Consider the following 17,883-nt stretch of genomic DNA (forward strand, 5'->3'; position numbering starts at 1 on the left):
CACGGCGGCCGCTGACTCCCCACCCGATAACGGATATCGGTCCTGGATGCTGGAGATACGGTTCCAGTATCGTTGGACAAATTTCGAAAGGAATATTGATGGTTATCACGTGACACAGACACATACAATGACGAACGGTCCGAACCGGATCAAGGCGGTCGAGAACGTATTCGAGATCGTCGAGAACGTGGGGAAGCTCGACGGCTGCCGGGTCCGGGAGCTGGCGGATCACATGGACCTCCCGAAGAGCACGGCCCATATCTACCTCAAAACGCTGGAGGACACCGGGTACGTGGTCAGGCGGAACGAGAAGTACCAGCTCAGCCTCCGATTCCTGAACGTAGGGGGACAAGTCAGGCACAACAACAGTCTCTACCAGGTGGGCCGCAACAAGGTCGACGACTTGGCCCGGACGATAAGCGAGGTTGCCACCATCGGCTGTGAGGAGAACGGCTACCGGGTGATGCTGTACCGGACCGAGCCGACCGGTGCCATCTTCAACAACGCGTCGACCGGCGAGTACACTCGGATGCACTGGACGGCGCTCGGCAAGGCGATACTGTCACAGAAGTCCGACGGGGAGATCACTGAGATCGCCGACCGCCACGGGCTCCCGCGGGCGACTGAGCACACGATCGTCGACCGCGACGCCCTGCTCGACGAGATCGAGACCATCAGGTTGCAGGGGTACGCCATAGAGGACGAAGAGCGCGTCAAGGGCGTCAAGTCCGTCGCCGTCCAAGTCGAAAGCGACGGTGAGACGCCCGATGCCGCCATCTCTGTCGCCGGGCCGAAACACGAGTTCACCCCCGATCGCATCCAGGAGGAGCTGCTCCCGGCGCTCCAGAACACCGCGAACGTAGTCGAACTCAAGACCAAACACTACTGAGCCCCGCCGCCCTCACGCGGTCGATCCGCCGTCGACGTGGATCACCTCGCCGGTAAGGTAGTCCGACTGGTCCCGCGCGAGAAACGCCGCGAGGTCGCTGATGTCCTCCGGCGTCCCGAGGCGGCCGTACGGGACGTTTTCGGCCCGCTCCTCGACCCACGACGGGTCCTCCACCCTGACCACCTCATTCATCGATGTCTTCGTTGTTCCTGGGGCTATCGCCACCACTGAGACACCGTCGGAGCCGTAGTCGACCGCGAGCTGCCGGACCGCTGCATCGAGGCCGCCCTTACTTGCGCAGTACGAGGGGAGCTCCGGGACGCCGACCGACCCCGCTTCGGAAGTGACGTGGAGAAGCGTCCCCTCCGTCTCCATCAGCGCTGGCAGGACATGCTTGCTGACCCGGAGCGCGCCGAGGAGGTTCACGTCGATCACCGCGGTCACGTCCGCCTCGTCCGCCTCGTGAAGGCGTCCTCGCGCGATCGTTCCCGCGCTGTTGACAGCCACGTCGATCGCTCCGAGGCAGTCGGCCGCGGTCGTGACAGCCCGCTCGACGGTCGCGTCGTCCCGGACATCGCACTCGATCGGCACGCACTCAGTCGGCAGCGACGCGGCGAGGGTCTCCAGGTCGTCCGAGGACCGGGCGACCGCGGCCACGTCGGCTCCCCGGTCAGCGTATTCCTCGGCGATCGCCTTCCCGATCCCGCGGCTCGCTCCGACAACGAACGCGCTCTTGCCGTGCAGGTCTCCCGACATCGCCCCCACATCCGTCCGCCTGCGGAATAATTCCTGGGGTTGGACCGGAACTGAGCCGCGGATCCAACGTCGTTGTACACGGCTGGTTCCACGGTCAAATCGGTTCGACAGTGGCCGTCGGAGAAAGGCATTCATGCGCCGAACAGCTCGGATACAGGTTGCGGCTGGCCGACATCGTCACCGGGAACGTGCGGCGGCTAGATGACGGGGACGGGTCTGACCTTGAAAGCCTGGTTCGAGCCCCGACGCGACCACGAGTGCGCGAGCGGCCCCGCGGCTTGCGACGCGTCCGATCTCCCTCTGGGGGAACGTGGACGCGGCCAGCGGCACCGTCGGCAGGGTATCGTCGCACCCACTGATGTCCACCATGGTTGGATCCTGTCTCCGTCCACATCGCTCTATCCGCTCCAGTAGGTGCGGCCCGAAGTGTTCTCCCGGCACGACTGCGCTTCGGCGACGCCTCAACGGGGACAGATGGCTCCCCGCAATTAATTACGAACGTATGTTTGTAAATCTGGCTGCAGGCCGCTGACACCATTGAGGAGGAGATACAGAATTTCACTCTCGATCCACTATGAACAGTTTTCGTCAAGTTCCGCACCGGTGAATCGCCGTCAGATCAATTGGTAGTGAGATCACGTCACTCGTCCGTATGATCGAGTGATTGTACCCGACAATATCTCAAATCTAAATAGAGTTCCTCCAGCACCGTCTTCGATAACGCGAGTGACAGTGAGAAGGTGGGATTGGTTGATGGATAACAGCTGTTTGGTGGTGAGGTCGAGTTTCCCAATAGAGAACAGTCGTGTGCTTTCTCGCAACCATCTGGAGCCCATCCTCTGTGCGCCCCTTTACAATAGTATGTCTGTAATTAAGCGCGTGAGTAGCCGCCGAGTCAGCGCTCAATATTACCGTATACACGGCGAAAGCGTCGTCGGCGTTCGGTCGGTTCGAACCGCTTTTGGACGATATACGCGGCAATTGGTACCGTATCACATTGGAACACGTCTCATAGCCGGGCATCCGAGAGCCCATCGTTGTAGCCTCATCCAGACATTCACTCTTCAGTGAATGACTTTCTATTACAGAACACAATTCTGTATAGTAGTTACTACTGGAGGTGGTCGTTCTACAGTATCAGTCGAAGTAGCCTCTCTTCGAGTTCAGAAGCGAGGATAGTGGCTGGGGACGAAAGGAGTCGAGTTCGGAACCAGTTGACGAAAGGTAACGAAAGTGCAGGCGATCTCGGATTACAGGCGGTGGCCGGACCCCGTCGGAACGACGAACCGAGTTCATCGGAGCAACCGTGTTCGGCGATCCGTGGAGCAGCGCTTGTGTTCTCTCACCGATACCGACGCCGATAAACGCTCACTCGGCACGCCGAACCCGTGTTCGTTGACCGCTTCCCAAGCGCGGTTCGGACGGAGTCGTTTCCGGGAAGCATTCCGAAACCCCCGGATGCCGACAAGGCGTTCAATTCAGCGAACCCGGTCGAAAGGCCGGGTAACGATGTCTCAAGCCGATGTACTGCGGAGGTCGTTCACCGGATGGAGACGGCGGCAACCGTCGCCGGCGGCAACGCTGCGGTGAGCGCTCCGTCGCCGTCGACCGAGATCGCGAGATCATCGGCGGTGAACTCGTCGGCGTTATCGGGACCCACTTCGAGTTCGGGCTCCTGATCGGCGAACAGGATTTCGGCTGTGACAGCCCCTTCGTCCAGGGTCGTGCCTTCGAGGGAGATATCGATGTCGTGTGCGCTGCGACAGTCGAGGTTCGTGAGGGTGACGTATGTGCCGTCGTCACCGGTCGAAGAGGAGGCGCCGATCAGCGGCAGTTCGCGGTCGTCGTCGACCGCACGCGCCGGCGTCGACACGGTAGTCCGGACGGCGTCGTTACCCTTGTGAGGGGCATAGAGATCAAAGACGCGGTAGGTTGGGCGAGCCCAGGCGTCGTCCGCGTCGGTCTCGACGAGACACTGAAGAACGTTGACGGTCTGGGCGATGTTCGTCATCGTGACGACGTCGCTGTTGTCGTTAAAGATGTCGAGCACGGCCGCCGCCGAGAGCGCGTCGAGAACGGTTCCCGGCTGTTCGAGGCCGTTATCCGCGGTCGCTTCGGGGTGCCAAGCGCCCCACTCATCGATGATGACGCCGATGTCGCGAGTCGTGGCGACGGCGTTGATCGCACCGGCCATCCGCTCGATGTGGCGCTCCATCTCGAGCGCGTCCGCGAGGAAGCGATCGTACTTGTCCTCGTCGGCCTCGGCGACGGTCATCGTCCGCCCGTAGTAGTGGTGCAGCGTGAGGTGATCGAGCGGGAACTCCGCTCCCCACGGCGAGCCGTTTACCTCCTCTAAGAAGCGGCGATTCCACTCGTGGCCCTCGAACCCGCAGGCGATCAGTTCGAGATCGTGATCGAGCAGCAAGTTGTCCGTGGTTCCGACGTAGGTCGCAAACCGCCGGTACTCGCGGGCGTACTGCTCGGGAGTCATCTGGCCGCCACAGCCCCAATTCTCGTTACCGATGCCCCAGTAGCGGACGCCGTAGGGTTCTTCGTGGCCGTTCTTGCGCCGGCGGTCGGCCAGTTCCGTGTCACCATCGTAGTTGCAGTACTCGACCCAGTCGGTAGCCTCCTGGGGATCGCCTGAACCGACGTTCGCCGCGAGGTACGGTTCGGTACCGATGCGCTCGCAGAGTTCGAGGAACTCGTCGGTCCCGAACGCGTTCGACTCTTCGGGCGTCTCCTCGGGTCCCTGCGCCCAAAAGAGGTTGCGACGGCGGGGACGGTCCTCCTGCGGGCCGATACCGTCTTCCCAGTGATAATCGTCGGCGAAACAGCCGCCGGGCCACCGCAGCACTGGCAAGTCGAGTTCAGCGAGCAGGGAGACGGTGTCCTCGCGGAACCCGCTCTCGTCGGCGCGGTCGCCGTGCCAGATGCCGTCGTAGATGCAACGGCCGAGGTGTTCGGCGAAGTGACCGTGCACTTCGGGAGCGATTCGATCGATCGTCGCCTCAGTATGCACCGTTATGTGTGCGTCTGTCATGCACGAGTGCTGTGTGTTCCCGACGGGACCATAAGTGATACGGTTACCGACACGTATCGCGGATAGTTCATTTCGCTCTATCGCTCCGTATAAGCCGATAGACCGACGAAATAAGCGGTGTATTCCCGTTTGGGTAGCGAACGGCCGAAAATGGATGTATTAAAATATATAACTTCGGAATATTTCCGAAAATTGTATATACCATCGTTCAGTTTTGATGACGTGTGCCAACACATGACGATGGACCGCCGATGCCGAGCGGCGACTCGGGCGATCAACTGAACTCGAGTTCGCCTGGGCGGCGGCGGTTCCTACAGATGACGAGTATCACGGGCCTGGCCAGCCTGGCTGGCTGTACGGGCTATATCGGGGCATCGCGTGATGGCGTCGAATACTGGACGCTTTTCGGCGGCGGTGACGGCACCGTGATGGAAGCGATCGTCGACGAGATAAACGCGGGCGATACGTACGACGGGCTGCAGATAAACAAGCAACGGGTACCGTGGGAGGAATACTACGGCCGCCTGTACACGTCGATGGTCGGGGGAAATCCCCCGGATATCGGCGTAATGCACTCCCGAATGATGCGGGACTATCAGGACAGTCTCGTGTCCGTCACCGACGAAATCGGCACCGAACCGTACCTCGACGAAATGGCCCAGGGTGGGGTCGTCGACGGCGAACAACTCGCCGTGCCGATCGATACGCACCCCTTCGGGCTTTACTACAACAAGGAAATCTTCGAGGAGGCCGGACTGGATCCGGAGGATCCGCCGAACACGCCCGAACGGTTCGCCGAGGTCGCCGAGACGATCGTCGAGAACACGGACTACTGGGCGTTAGATTTCCCCGAAGGACAGTACGCCGCCGAAACGATGCGGATGCTGTTACACAGCCGCGGCGGGCAGCTCCTGACGGACGACTACGAACCCGCCTTCGAGACTGACGACGGCCTGGCGGTCGTCCGGGAGATGCACGACTGGGTGCACGAGCGCGAGTGGGCACCGGTGGACCCGACAAACGGCTGGGACGCGTGGAATCGCGGCGAAGTCGGCATGAAAATCGAGGGGACGTGGCACATCACCGTCGTCCGCGAGGCGGGATTCGAGTTCGGATTAACCGAGCCGTTCGTCATGCCGGACGCGGACGATCCGGTCACGGTCGGGGATAGCCACATGCTGATTATCCCACAGAGCAACGATCGAAACCGGGAGCGACTCGAGGAGACGATCGAGACCGTCCGCTTACTCTCGCAGCGATTCAACGACCAGTGGGGATACGACGCCGGTCACCTCCCGGCCAGCGAGGTCGCACTCAACAGTGATACGCTCCGGGAATCGGATACCTGGGAGCAGACACTCGAGACGTTTTACGGGATGGTCGAGGAGGAGCAGATCGTTCGACCGCCCGCGACCCCGAACGTCGAAGAGTACACCGAACAGATCTATCAGCCGCTCGATGACATGCGCGCGGGCAATCTGACGCCGGAGGCGGTCATCGAAACCGCCGCGGCGGGCGTCACACAGACATTCGAGAGGAGGTAATATGGGACAAGCAAACCGACAACGAGACGCAAACGCAAATGGATCGACGCTCGTCGACCTCTCGAAGTCGTCGACTCGCGAGTGGATTGCCGGGTCCGCGTTCGCGCTCCCGTACCTGCTGATTGCCGGAACGTTCCTGTTCGGGCCGTTACTCCTCGCGTTGTACATGAGTCTGTACGACTGGAACGCGCTCGATCCGGCTCAGTCGCAGTTCCTTGGGCTGGAGAACTATCGGATTCTGCTCTCGGATCCTGACTTCTGGAACGCGCTGTGGAATACCGTCTACTTCGTCGTCCTCACGGTGCCGCCAATCGTCGTCGGGTCGTTATTGCTGGCGCTCGGCGTCAACCGCGAGGTCAGGGGACAGTGGCTGTTGCGGACGGTTTTCTTCAGTCCGTACGTGCTGACCGTCGCCGTGGTCGGGTTATTGTGGACCGAACTGTTCAACGCCTCGGGACTCGTCTCGTACTACCTCGGGGGCGGTAACTGGCTGACCTCCCACGATCTCGCGATGCCGGCGATCGCCGTCGCGACCATCTGGTGGCAGCTCGCGTTTAATTTCATCATCCTGCTGGCCGCGCGCCAGAACGTTTCGGATCGGCTCTACGAGGCGGCAAAGCTAGACGGCGCGAGCAGTTGGCGGATGATGCGCGATATCACGATCCCGCAGATGCAGAACCCGCTCGTCTTCGTCGTCATCGTGACGTTCGTCAATTCGTTCCAGGTGTTCGGCCAGCCGTTCATCATGACCGACGGCGGACCGTCGTTCTCGACGACGACCATCGTGTTGTACCTGTACGACACCGCCTTTACCGGCCGCCAGTTCGGCTACGCCGCCGCGGTCGGGTACGTGTTGTTCATGATCCTGATCGCCGTCTCCGCGACCAGTTACTACTTCCTCGGAGGTGACGACTAATGAGTACGAAATCCCGAACTCGAGCTCTGTTCGACGACGTGTCGCTTACCGGCGACCGACTCCGCACGATCGGACTCTACGCCGCCCTCTACGGGACGGCGTTCCTGTTCATGCTCCCCTACTGGTACATGTTCGCCACGTCGTTCATGACGCGAGACCTGGTCTACGCCGAAGTGCCACACCTAATCCCGTGGGACCTCACGTTTTACTGGTACGAGTACCTGCTCAACAATTCGTTGATCGTCCAGTGGACGGCCAACACGGTCATTCTGGCCGCGATCACGACGCTCGTCGTGATTCTGATCGACGCGATGATCGCGTACTCGCTGACCCGGCTCGACTGGCCGGGACGCCGTGCGATCTTCGCGATCATCGTAGCCAGTTTCATGGTACCCGGAATCGTCAATCTCGTCCCGGTGTACATCATCGTGAGCGAACTCGGGTTGGTCAACTCCATCTGGGGTGTCGTCCTTCCGAGCGCCGCCAACCCGCTCGGCGTGTTCATGCTCGTCCAGTTCTTCAAGGATATCCCGGAGGAGCTAGAGGAGGCGGCCCGGCTCGACGGGTTCTCGCGGCTCCGCGTGTTCACGCACATCGTGTTGCCGCTGATGCGGTCGGCGCTTGCGGCGCTCGGACTGTTCATCTTCATCTGGACGTGGAACGCCTTCGTCTGGCCGCTGCTCATCTTCCAGGACGATTCGATGTACACGCTTCCGATCGGGCTGGTGACGCTACAGGATAACCTGGGTGTCACAGAGCCGGGCGTGATCATGACCTCGGCCGTGGTCGCCTCGGTACCGCTTCTATTGGTCTTCCTGGTGATGCAAAAACACCTCGTTCGAGCCGTCGAAATGCAGGGGACGACGAAGTGACCATGTCAGGAACACAAACGCCCCCGCAGTCGGAAACGACGGTGCGTGCGAAATCACAGAGTTCAGGCGTGGATCCGTTGTACGCCGCGTGTCGGGGGACCACTCGGTTCGTCTGGGACCACCTCGTCTCGGTGATCGGAATCAGCCTCGCCTGGTTCCTCGCGTCGCTGCCGATCGTGACGATCGGACCGGCGACGGTCGGCGCGTACCGCGCGGTGCTGTCGCTGCGCGAGGACGGCGCGGATCGCGTCGACTGCGAGGCGGTCGCCACGACCGTCCGTCGCCAGTTCGTCCACGCAACGCTGCTCGCGCTCGTTCCGCTGGCGCTGCTCGCAATCGCGACGAATTACGCGCTCGCGTTCCTCGCCACCGGAACGGTCGCGGCGGGACTTCTCGCGCTCTGCTGTACGTACGTAGGTCTGTACGCCGGACTCGTACTGATTCCGACGCTGCTCGAGTTGGCCGCGGGTACGTCCGCGACCGCCGCGTTGGCAGCTGGGTATCGCTGGACGGCCTCCCACCCCGTCGGCGCGGTTTCCCTCGGCGTCGTGACGGGCGCCCTGTTTCTCGTCACGGTGGTATTGACCGTCGCCGTTGCCCTGCTGTTCGCCGGCGTCGCATTCGGGCTTCACACCGAGTTCATCGCCGACGTTTCCGAGCCCGCCGAATCGAACCGCGATCACCACGGCGAACGTACGATAGCCACATCATGAGTCGCAATACAGCCACCCGACATCCGCGCACCGCCACCCCGACGACGGGCGAATCGACGCACCGGGTCGTTTTCCCGGTTCAACGGAGGATTCACTATGGTTAACACGGACGAGACGACCGCAGCGGTATCGTTCGACGACGTTCGAAAGGTGTACAACGACTACTTCGTCGCCGTCGACGAGTTCAACGCCCACATCGAGGACGGGGAGTTCATCACCGTCGTCGGGCCGTCCGGGTCGGGGAAGTCGACGCTGCTTCGGATGATCGCCGGTCTCGAGACGATTACCGCCGGCGACATTCGGATCGGCGACGAGAGTATCGCGGGAGTCGAGCCCCAAGACCGGGGTATCGCGATGGTGTTCCAGAATTACGCGCTGTATCCGCACATGTCCGTCGAGAAGAACATGGCCTACGGGCTCCGACTGACGACGGACCTGGCCGACGACGAGATCGAACGGCGGGTCCGCGAGACGGCCGACATGATGGGGATCGAGGACGAACTCGACAGCAAGCCGAGCGAACTCTCGGGCGGCCAGCAACAGCGCGTCGCGACGGGTCGGGCGATCGTCCGCGATCCGAAGATCTTCCTGATGGACGAGCCGCTGTCGAACCTCGACGCGAAACTCAAGGTTCACATGCGGACCGAACTCCAGCGGTTGCAGGAAGAACTCGGGACGACGACGATCTACGTCACCCACGATCAACACGAGGCGCTGACGATGAGCGACCGGATTATCGTCTTGGACGAGGGTGAACTCCAGCAGTTCGCGCCTCCCGATGAGGTGTACAACAATCCGGCGAACCGGTTCGTTGCGGACTTCATCGGGAGCCCCGCGATGAACTTCTTCGAGGTCGCCTCGAACGGATCGACGCTCGTCGGCGACGGATTCGAGTACGATATTCCCGCGCGGATCGCCGACGAACTCGACGGGTCCGCCGGTGACGACCTGGAACTGGGAATCCGTCCCGAGGATATCGATTACGATGCGACCGGCACCAATACGGTCCAGGCGACCGTTGAGGTGGTCGAAGTCGCGGGCAGCGACAACTTCGTCTACCTCGACATCGAGGGGACCGAGTGCCGCGTTCGAGTGCCCGGCGACGTAAAGCCGGCCGTCGGCGAGCAGGTTACGCTCGCGTTCGATCCCGCCGATATCCATCTCTTCGACGAGCGAAGCGGCGAGAACCTGTTGGCCGACCTGCGGACGACCGAGCCAGGCACCGCCGAAGCCGATACCGGCGCCGACGCCGCAGCGGCGGAGCAGGAGACCGAAGAAGTCGCGTGAGGAATCTCGCTTGTCTCTCGAGAGCGTGAGAAGGCTGCTGGAGTGGCGAACCCGCTCGGGTGTCCGGGACGAGGATAGCGGACCCATCGGGGAGTTCCACAGCGGTTTGTCATCTAGCTACGGCATCCGTTCTTTCCGAAATTTACAACCATTAGCTATTATTAGATAGGACAACGATTGAGGGCACATGGTTGAGAATGACAACCGATCGTCAGCGAATCGTTCGATGAGACGGCGGCGGTACCTCGGCATCCAGGCCGTAGTTGCGGCCGGTCTAGCGACCGGCGGTGGACTAGTAGCCGGTAGCGATACCGCGAATGCCGACCGAAAAGCCGGCAACGAGGACCGGGTCGACGATGGCGGCCCGACCGATTCGTTCACGACGACGGTCACGATGGACGCCGACGAGCGCGGTGAGCGAGCGGTCCCGGAGACGCTGTTTGGACGGTTCGCCGAGCACTACGGCGCACACGAGATCTATCCCGGGATCTACGCGGAACACGTCACAAACACGTCGTTCGTCGCCTGGGGACAGGTTCAACCGGATCACGTCTCCCACGTCTACGGGTTCGACGAAGTCGGACGGTACGACGGACTTCCATTTCCCTGGGAACCGGTCGGCGACGCCGCGTTCGAGCGACCGTCCGAGGGCGGCGTGCGCGGTCTCGGGACGTGGGAATCCGACGGCGGGTGGCCGACCGTCGACCAAGAGCCCCGGAACGAACACCAGCGAGTCGCTCTCGACGACGCGGCCGGCGGAGTCAAACAGCGGCTCGCGCTCCCCGACTGGCGGACGCTCACGTACGAGTTCGCGTTCTCGGCCCGCACCGAGGGTATCGACGCGCTCACGGTTCGACTGACAGCACCCGACGGCGACGTGCTCGCGAGTACGACGGTCGAGACGCTCACCAGCGAATGGACGCGCTACGATGAACTCGAATTAGCGCTCACAGACCGTAGCGGGAGCCAACTCGCCGGCGGCGCTCTCGACGATATCGCTTCCCCCTACGGCGAGTACGTCCTCGAAATCGTCGCCGAGGGGACGGGTCACGTCGATCTGGACTGGATCTCGCTGCTCCCCGCGGACGCGGTCAACGGGAAGTTCAACCCGACGACGATCGACCTGATGGACGACCGGAACGTCTCCTTGCTAAAGTGGCCGGGCGGGAACGTTACCAGCACCTACAAGTGGGAAAACGGGATCGGCCCAGTCGAGGAGCGGCCGATCAGGCCGAACGTTGTGTGGAACGGTCTCGATCCGAACCTCATGGGCACCGCGGAGTACGTCGAGTTCTGCGAGCTCACCGGCGTCGAACCGACGATCACGGTCGGCGTGACCGTCGAGGATACCGACCGCGAGTTCCAGCCGCCGGAAGCGATCACGCCCGCGGACGCCGCGAACTGGGTCGAGTACTGCAACGGGTCGACGGACACCGAGTACGGCGCGCTTCGAGCCGAGCACGGCTACGAGGAGCCGTTCGACGTGGAGGTGTGGGAGATCGGCAACGAGGTCTGGGGCGGCTGGCAGGCCGGCGGCACCCACGACCCGGCGCAGTTCGCCGAGCGGGCGACCGAGTTCGTCGCGGCGATGACGGGCGTCGACGAGTCGATCACGGTGATCGTCGACGGGATGGATCCTATGTACGGCGACGAGAACCTCCCCGACCCCGAACGCTGGAACGAGACCGTGTTCGACGTGGTCGGAGCGGACCTCGACGGGATAGACATGCACCGGTACAACTGGGGGATCCGCGAGGAAGACCCCGGCAGCGTCGAGGAGTGGAAAGCCGACCACGACGCCGACGGGATCGATTACAACGAGGTCCTGATCATGTTTCCGACCCAGTTCGGGGGACTCATGGCCGAAACCGCCGATATGGCGGCGTCGCACGGCCTCGAAGACCCCGAGTTCGTCATCGGGGAATGGGGGCTGTATCCGACGGTCGCCGACGGCGATCCGTGGCCGGGAATGCCGACGATGGCGGGTGCCGCCTACGTCGCTGGGATGTTCAACGCCTTCATCCGCCAGAGCGACCACGTGCGGCGGGCGAGTCACACGCATCTCCCCGTGCGGATGTTTCCGCCGGAGCACGTCGATCACCCGGCGGATCCGAATCCGTTGCTCCCGGTGGGGTACACGCTGGCACTGTACGCGTCCGTCTTCGACGACGATCGGACGTGGGAGGTGATCGACGCGTCCGTCGACGGCGAGACGCGTGACATCCCCGAAACCGGGGTCCGGATCCGAGCCATGGATGATGTCCCGTACGTCGACGCAGTGTCGATGGCGACGCCGGACGAGGCTGCACTGTGTACGTTCCTCACGAACCGAAATCTCCGGACGGACGCGGCCGTCACGATCGAGGTTCCCGATTCGTTCGCCCCGGGCGAGGCGACCGTGACCGTCCAGCGACCGACCGGAGATCCGCACGATCCGCAGGATGAACTCGGCGACGTGCCCGACTCATGGTACGACTGGGAGGCGGACGTCTACGAGGTCACAACGGAAGCGATGCCGGTTCGTGGAAACGGAACGCTCGACCTTCAATTGCCGCCGTCGGCCGTCGCGCGTATCGAGATCGAGAGCGGTGCCGCCCGGGGGCCGCCGGAGTGCGAGGAGGGCGTTCCCGGGCGAAAACCGCCAAGCCGCGGAGGTGACAACCCGGGCAGCGGGCCGAAGAACCGCGCGAGGTCGGAGGAAGCGACTGCGCGCGACGAGTAACATCGAGCGGATCCGCGTGACCGGTCACCGGGAAGAGTTACGGTCGTTGCACTGAACTGTGTCATTCGATGGCATCAATTCGACGCGCTGCGTCGGTCGCCCCGACCGATGTGACCATCGACGACGAGTTCTGGAATCACTGGCTCGAGACGACCCGCAGAGGACTGCTCGGGCACCACTACGAGCAACTCGAGGAGAGCGGTTGCCTCGAGAACTTCCGCCGAGCGGCCGACGGTGCCGCCGGCGGATTTCGGGGGATGTGGTTCGCCGATTCGGACGCATACAAGTGGCTCGAGGCGGCGAGTTACGTCCTCGCGTCGCGCGACGGTTCCGGTTCCAGTCCCGATCTCGCTCCCGATTCTGACCTCCGCCGGCGGATCGACGACGTGATCGACCTGATCGCGGCCGCACAGGCCGAGGACGGCTACTTGAACACCTACTTCGCGCTCGAGGAACCCGAGAAGCGGTGGACGAATCTCAACATGATGCACGAGTTGTACTGCGCGGGCCACCTCATCGAGGCCGCCGTCGCCCACCATCGCGCGACGGGCGAACAGTCGCTGCTTTCCGTCGCGACGGCGTTCGCCGACCATATCGATGAGCGCTTCGGCGACGACATCGACGGCGTTCCGGGCCACCAGGGGATCGAACTCGCCCTGGTGAAACTCGCGCGGACGACCGGCGAGGGGCGGTACCTCGACCGCGCCCGGTACTTCGTCGAACGCCGGGGTCGCGACGACCGTCTGGCGCGGGAACTAGAGCGGCTCGAGGAGCTCGGCGGCTACGATCCCGAGGACGGAGGCGTCGCCTCGGACGCCCGCGAGGTCTTCTACGAAGACGGCGTGTACGACGGACGCTATGCACAGGACCACGCGCCGATCCGCGAACAGGAGTCCGTCGAGGGCCACGCGGTGCGCGCGGCGTACCTCTTCGCCGGCGCGACCGATGTCGCCGCCGAAACAGGCGATAACGCCCTCCTCGATCACCTCGAACGCCTCTGGGAGTCCGTGGCTCACCGGCGCATGTACGTCACCGGCGCGATCGGTTCGAGCGCCCACGGCGAGCGGTTCACGGAAGACTACGACCTGCCTAACGACACCGCCTACGCCGAGACCTGCGCGGCGATCGGGAGCGTCTTCTGGAACCGGCGGCTGTTCGAGTTCACCGGCCGAGCGCGGTACGCCGATCTCATCGAGCGGACGCTGTACAACGCCGTCCTCGTCGGCCGCTCCCGTGACGGGACCGAGTTCTTCTACGACAACCGCCTCGCGAGCGACGGCAATCATCACCGTCAGGAGTGGTTCGAGTGTGCGTGCTGTCCGCCCAACATTGCGCGAGTGCTCGCCGCCCTCGGGCGTTACCTGTACGCGACCGGTGGCGAGTCGGACGAACGGTGTCTCTACGTGAATCAGTACATCGGAAGTTCGGCGACGGCGACGATCGGCGACACTGTCGTTGAACTCGACCAGACCAGCGGGTTCCCCTGGAACGGCGAGGTGACGCTCGACGTCGAGCCGGCGACGCCGACCGAGTTCGCCCTTCGGCTCCGGGTTCCGTCGTGGTGTGAGGACGTATCGATTCGCGTTAACGGCGAGGCAGTTCCAACGGCACTCGGTGATGACGATTCAGGCAGGAACGGCGAGCGTACGGACGACGGGTACCTCGTCATCGAGCGCGAGTGGGACGGCGATCGAGTCGAGATCACCTTCGAAGTACCCGTCGTCCCGGTCCGAGCCCACCCTGCCGTCGCGGCCGACGCCGGACGGGTCGCGCTCACGCGCGGGCCGCTGGTCTACTGTCTCGAGGGCGTCGATCACGACCGTCCGCCCCACCAGTACCGGATCGAGACTGGGATCAAGAGCGACGCTGAGACCGAATCGAGCTTCGACGCCGACTACCGGGACGCCCTCCTCGGCGGCGTCGTCGTCGTCACCGCCGCCGCGACGGTTCCCGATCTCGAGGAATGGGACGGAAAACTGTACCGGCCGGCTGCGGAGCCGAGTCGGAGCCTGGAATCGGTTACCGCCATCCCGTACTACGCGTGGGACAACCGCGCTCCCGGCGAGTTGCGCGTCTGGCTCCGCGAGCGCTGATCGACGAACGCGACTCCCTCACGCCGGTCGAGGCGACGAACTCCTCGACGCTAACGGCGCCTACCGAGTACACGCACAACTCCGCGGCCGAGCGGTCGGTGTGATATGACCGAAACGCGTAAATTCGGCCTCGTAGATGAGTTGTCTATGACTGTGACAGCCGCCGTTATCGGCACCGGTACCGAGCCGGAGAACCCGGACCAGGACGGTTACGCGATGGCGTACCACCATGCGAGGGGGTACGACACGACCGAGAGCTGCGAACTCGTCGCCTGTGCGGACATCGTTCGCGCGAACGCCGAAGCGTTCGCCGACGAGTTCGGACTCCGGGACGACCGTGTTTTCGAGGCCTACGACGCAATGCTTGCGGCCGTCGAACCCGACATCGTCTCCGTCTGCGTCCCGCCCGCCGTCCACGCGCCGATCGTACTCGATTGCGTGCGATCGGGGGTCGTCGACGCCGTTCACTGCGAAAAGCCGATGGCCGAAACGTACGGCGACGCTCGTCTGATGGTTCAGGAGGCCGCCCGTCACGATGTCCAGCTCACGTTCAACCACCAGCGCCGTTTCAGCGACGCGGTCCGAACGGCGAAGGAACTGCTTGCGGACGGAGAAATCGGCCGTCTCGAGCGCGTCGAGTTCGCGGCACCGGTCGGCATCTTCGACTACGGTTCGCACTCCTTCGACCTCTGTAACTACTTCGTCGGCGAGACCGCCGGCGAGTGGGTCATGGCACAGATCGATTACCGGGAGGAGAACGTCCAGTTCGGCTCGCACAACGAGAACCAAGCCGTCGTCTGCTGGGAGTACGAGAACGGCGTCTCCGGACTCGGAACGAGCGACAGCAACCGCGGAGAACGAGGTCCGATGGGTGTGACCGGCTGTCACAACCGGCTGTGCGGCACCGAGGGGACGATCGAGATCGGGCCGTCTGACGAGGAAGACGAACCGTTACGAATCCGCCGCGCGGGAGACGCCTCGTGGCGGACCGTCGACGTCGACGACGACCTCCACGACTGGGTCCTCGTCCACCGCGCGATCGCCGACGTCGTCGACTGTCTCGAAACGCGAACCGAACCCGAACTCGGCGCGCAAAACGCGTTGAACGCGACCGAGCTCATCTTCGCCGCCTGGGAATCTTCGCGCCGGCGGGGTCGCGTCGATCTGCCGCTCGAAATCGACGACAATCCTCTCGAGGCAATGGTCGAGAGTGGCGCGCTGACGCCCCAATCCGATGGAGACGATTCCGTGGACGGAGATGGAACGGGGGCGCAAACGGAGGGAGAGTAACGTGTCGGCCCTTCCCGTCTCGGTCTGTCTCGAGATGGTCTACGACGATGAACCGTTTCACGAACGGGTCGCCCGCGCCGCCGACGCGGGTGCCGACGCCGTCGAGTTCTGGGACTGGCGGGAGAAAGACCTCGACGCGATCGCAGCCGCTGCCGACGAGCACGGACTGACGCTCGCCGCCTGTACCGCAGGTGGAACGCTCACCGATCCCGACCGGTCGAGCGCCGCGGTCGAGACCATCCGCGAGTCGATCGGGACGGCAGCCGACTACGGCATCGAGGCGCTCATCGCGACGACCGGTCCCGAGCAGGCAGCGTACGGACGAGAGATCCAACACGAGACCGTCGTCGATGTGCTCTCGCGGGTCANGGGTCGCCCCGGCCGCCGAACGAGCGGGCGTGACGATCGCGCTCGAACCGCTGAACACGGCGATCGATCATCCGGAGTACTTCCTCTCGTCCTCCCAAGAGGGATTCGAGATTGTCAACGCGGTCGACTCCCCGGCGGTGGCGTTGCTGTACGACGCGTACCACCAGCAGATTACCGAGGGAAACGTCATTCACACGCTCACGGACGGCATCGATCGCATCGGCCACGTCCACATCGCCGACGTTCCAGGTCGCCACGAACCGGGAACCGGTGAACTCGATTACGCAACCGTACTCGAAGCGCTTGCAACAGCCGGTTACGACGGGTACATCGGCTGCGAGTTCACGCCGACCGGAGATCCCGACGATGCGATGGCTGCCGTCGGTGCCCGTCTCCCCGAGTCGTCCTCGTGATCGAACGAGAATACATCGCGATTACGATCGGGTAGTTTCCCAGAGTCGATCCGCGGTTCGATGACAGGGTACTACTCTCTGAATATCGATGGTTCATGGGAATTGTTCAGATGTAAACACATACTAGTTGGAGGTACTATCTAGTTCTGCACCGCCTCAGCTAGCGACTTTCCGTCAAGCGCTTGCTGCGGTCTCTGATGGTTATAGTAGTGCATAAACTGTCCAAGATACTCGCGGACGGTCGCCCGACTGCCCACCCGCGAGTTATGGAACGGTCGATCCGCATTTCGAGGGTGTGAAACCACTTTTTGACCAGGTTTTGTACGGTATAGTTGACCTGGCCGTTCAGTCCTAATCGAGAGTGGGAAGTCCGATAGCCGAACTGATCGCCGAGAAGCTAATCCTCCGAGAAATCGTGTTTCTCGGTGGTTCTATGCAGAACCGCAGCCGCTAGATCGATGCCGTGCCGACCAAACAGCGTGGCGTCGAGAATCAACTTTGTCTCGATGTATATTGTATCGTATAACCAATATCATTCGTCGTTGATTTTGACAGCGGTCTCGTCAACCGCGACCCTTGACGGCTTCGCCGTCCGCAGAGCGCGGAGCGTTCTGATGGGCCGCGCGAGAACTTTGCTCTCGTGGACGACGGCGGGCTGGAACGTCACTTCGCCAGTCGAGGATTTCTTGGAGCGTTGCCTCTACGGGAAGACGGAGAACGTGAAGAGCAGCGTGCTTCCACCAGCAGCAAAGTTGCCGGCTGGAAAACTGATCTGTGTCAGCGTTGTATCAGTGATTTCCGCGCTATCATGACAGTTTGTTTGACGGAACGGACGAGAACAATTTGTATGAAAGGTACTTTTCCGCTTCAATTCAACCGTTCTAACGGCTTACCCCGACGCTGTCGTGAATTCACTAGAACCGTTCCTTCTCGCTTCATCGATCCACTCAGCAAGACCGCGAACTGAATACTGCTG

11 protein-coding genes and 3 pseudogenes are annotated in these 17,883 nt (G+C 62.7%); 10 read left to right on the plus strand and 4 right to left on the minus strand.

Annotated features, from left to right (window positions below; genetic code table 11):
• Window positions 1–127 precede the first annotated feature (127 nt).
• Complete coding sequence (locus C481_RS00150; RefSeq protein WP_006106708.1) at window positions 128–889, plus strand: IclR family transcriptional regulator; 762 nt, start codon at window positions 128–130, stop codon at window positions 887–889.
• A gap of 12 nt (window positions 890–901) precedes the next feature.
• On the opposite strand, the gene C481_RS00155 is transcribed toward C481_RS00150, so the two are convergent.
• Both C481_RS00155 and C481_RS00160 read right to left on the minus strand, forming a co-directional pair.
• Window positions 902–1,645: an SDR family NAD(P)-dependent oxidoreductase gene (locus C481_RS00155; protein WP_006106709.1), complete on the minus strand. Its 744-nt coding sequence runs from the start codon at window positions 1,643–1,645 to the stop codon at window positions 902–904.
• A 1,540-nt stretch (window positions 1,646–3,185) separates the two neighbouring features.
• Window positions 3,186–4,688, minus strand: coding sequence for an alpha-N-arabinofuranosidase (locus tag C481_RS00160; RefSeq protein ID WP_006106710.1), 1,503 nt, complete (start codon window positions 4,686–4,688; stop codon window positions 3,186–3,188).
• 224 nt (window positions 4,689–4,912) lie between these two features.
• Between C481_RS00160 and C481_RS00165 the strand changes: the two genes are divergently transcribed.
• The 9 genes and pseudogenes from C481_RS00165 to C481_RS23270 all read left to right on the plus strand — a co-directional run bounded on the left by C481_RS00165 (window position 4,913) and on the right by C481_RS23270 (window position 16,907).
• Window positions 4,913–6,232, plus strand: a complete 1,320-nt coding sequence (locus C481_RS00165) for an extracellular solute-binding protein (protein WP_241434604.1) — start codon at window positions 4,913–4,915, stop codon at window positions 6,230–6,232.
• Window position 6,233: 1 nt separating this feature from the next.
• Window positions 6,234–7,148, plus strand: a complete 915-nt coding sequence (locus C481_RS00170; protein ID WP_006106712.1) for a carbohydrate ABC transporter permease — start codon at window positions 6,234–6,236, stop codon at window positions 7,146–7,148.
• Window positions 7,148–8,020 (plus strand): carbohydrate ABC transporter permease, encoded by an 873-nt coding sequence (locus C481_RS00175; RefSeq protein WP_006106713.1) that lies wholly within the window; start codon window positions 7,148–7,150, stop codon window positions 8,018–8,020. The genes C481_RS00170 and C481_RS00175 overlap by 1 nt, the downstream gene beginning before the upstream one ends.
• A gap of 2 nt (window positions 8,021–8,022) precedes the next feature.
• Window positions 8,023–8,733 carry a DUF624 domain-containing protein gene (locus C481_RS00180; protein WP_241434605.1) on the plus strand — a complete coding sequence of 237 codons (711 nt, stop codon included), beginning with the start codon at window positions 8,023–8,025 and terminating at the stop codon, window positions 8,731–8,733.
• Between the two features lie 96 nt (window positions 8,734–8,829).
• Window positions 8,830–10,020: an ABC transporter ATP-binding protein gene (locus C481_RS00185; protein ID WP_006106715.1), complete on the plus strand. Its 1,191-nt coding sequence runs from the start codon at window positions 8,830–8,832 to the stop codon at window positions 10,018–10,020.
• Between the two features lie 187 nt (window positions 10,021–10,207).
• Window positions 10,208–12,742: a hypothetical protein gene (locus C481_RS00190; RefSeq protein ID WP_006106716.1), complete on the plus strand. Its 2,535-nt coding sequence runs from the start codon at window positions 10,208–10,210 to the stop codon at window positions 12,740–12,742.
• 68 nt (window positions 12,743–12,810) lie between these two features.
• Entirely contained in the window at window positions 12,811–14,835 is a 2,025-nt protein-coding gene (locus C481_RS00195) for a glycoside hydrolase family 127 protein (RefSeq protein ID WP_006106717.1), read from the plus strand.
• A 147-nt stretch (window positions 14,836–14,982) separates the two neighbouring features.
• Window positions 14,983–16,125: a Gfo/Idh/MocA family protein gene (locus C481_RS00200; RefSeq protein ID WP_049904261.1), complete on the plus strand. Its 1,143-nt coding sequence runs from the start codon at window positions 14,983–14,985 to the stop codon at window positions 16,123–16,125.
• A gap of 34 nt (window positions 16,126–16,159) precedes the next feature.
• Window positions 16,160–16,907: pseudogene (locus C481_RS23270) on the plus strand (TIM barrel protein).
• Window positions 16,908–17,047: 140 nt separating this feature from the next.
• Here the strand turns inward: C481_RS23270 and C481_RS22480 are convergent.
• Window positions 17,048–17,496 (minus strand): annotated as a pseudogene (locus C481_RS22480) (IS6 family transposase); the annotation flags it as partial.
• Between the two features lie 70 nt (window positions 17,497–17,566).
• Window positions 17,567–17,756, minus strand: a pseudogene (locus C481_RS22485) (IS5/IS1182 family transposase); the annotation flags it as partial.
• Between the last annotated feature and the right edge of the window lie 127 nt (window positions 17,757–17,883).

The organism is Natrialba asiatica DSM 12278, assembly GCF_000337555.1.
Lineage (GTDB): Archaea > Halobacteriota > Halobacteria > Halobacteriales > Natrialbaceae > Natrialba > Natrialba asiatica.

Coding starts and splice junctions, on each gene's coding strand:
- C481_RS00150 (WP_006106708.1), top strand. CDS start 128: ATGACGAACGGTCCGAACCGGATCAAGGCGGTCGAGAACGTATTCGAG.
- C481_RS00155 (WP_006106709.1), bottom strand. CDS start 1,645: ATGTCGGGAGACCTGCACGGCAAGAGCGCGTTCGTTGTCGGAGCGAGC.
- C481_RS00160 (WP_006106710.1), bottom strand. CDS start 4,688: ATGACAGACGCACACATAACGGTGCATACTGAGGCGACGATCGATCGA.
- C481_RS00170 (WP_006106712.1), top strand. CDS start 6,234: ATGGGACAAGCAAACCGACAACGAGACGCAAACGCAAATGGATCGACG.
- C481_RS00175 (WP_006106713.1), top strand. CDS start 7,148: ATGAGTACGAAATCCCGAACTCGAGCTCTGTTCGACGACGTGTCGCTT.
- C481_RS00180 (WP_241434605.1), top strand. CDS start 8,023: ATGTCAGGAACACAAACGCCCCCGCAGTCGGAAACGACGGTGCGTGCG.
- C481_RS00185 (WP_006106715.1), top strand. CDS start 8,830: ATGGTTAACACGGACGAGACGACCGCAGCGGTATCGTTCGACGACGTT.
- C481_RS00190 (WP_006106716.1), top strand. CDS start 10,208: ATGGTTGAGAATGACAACCGATCGTCAGCGAATCGTTCGATGAGACGG.
- C481_RS00195 (WP_006106717.1), top strand. CDS start 12,811: ATGGCATCAATTCGACGCGCTGCGTCGGTCGCCCCGACCGATGTGACC.
- C481_RS00200 (WP_049904261.1), top strand. CDS start 14,983: ATGACTGTGACAGCCGCCGTTATCGGCACCGGTACCGAGCCGGAGAAC.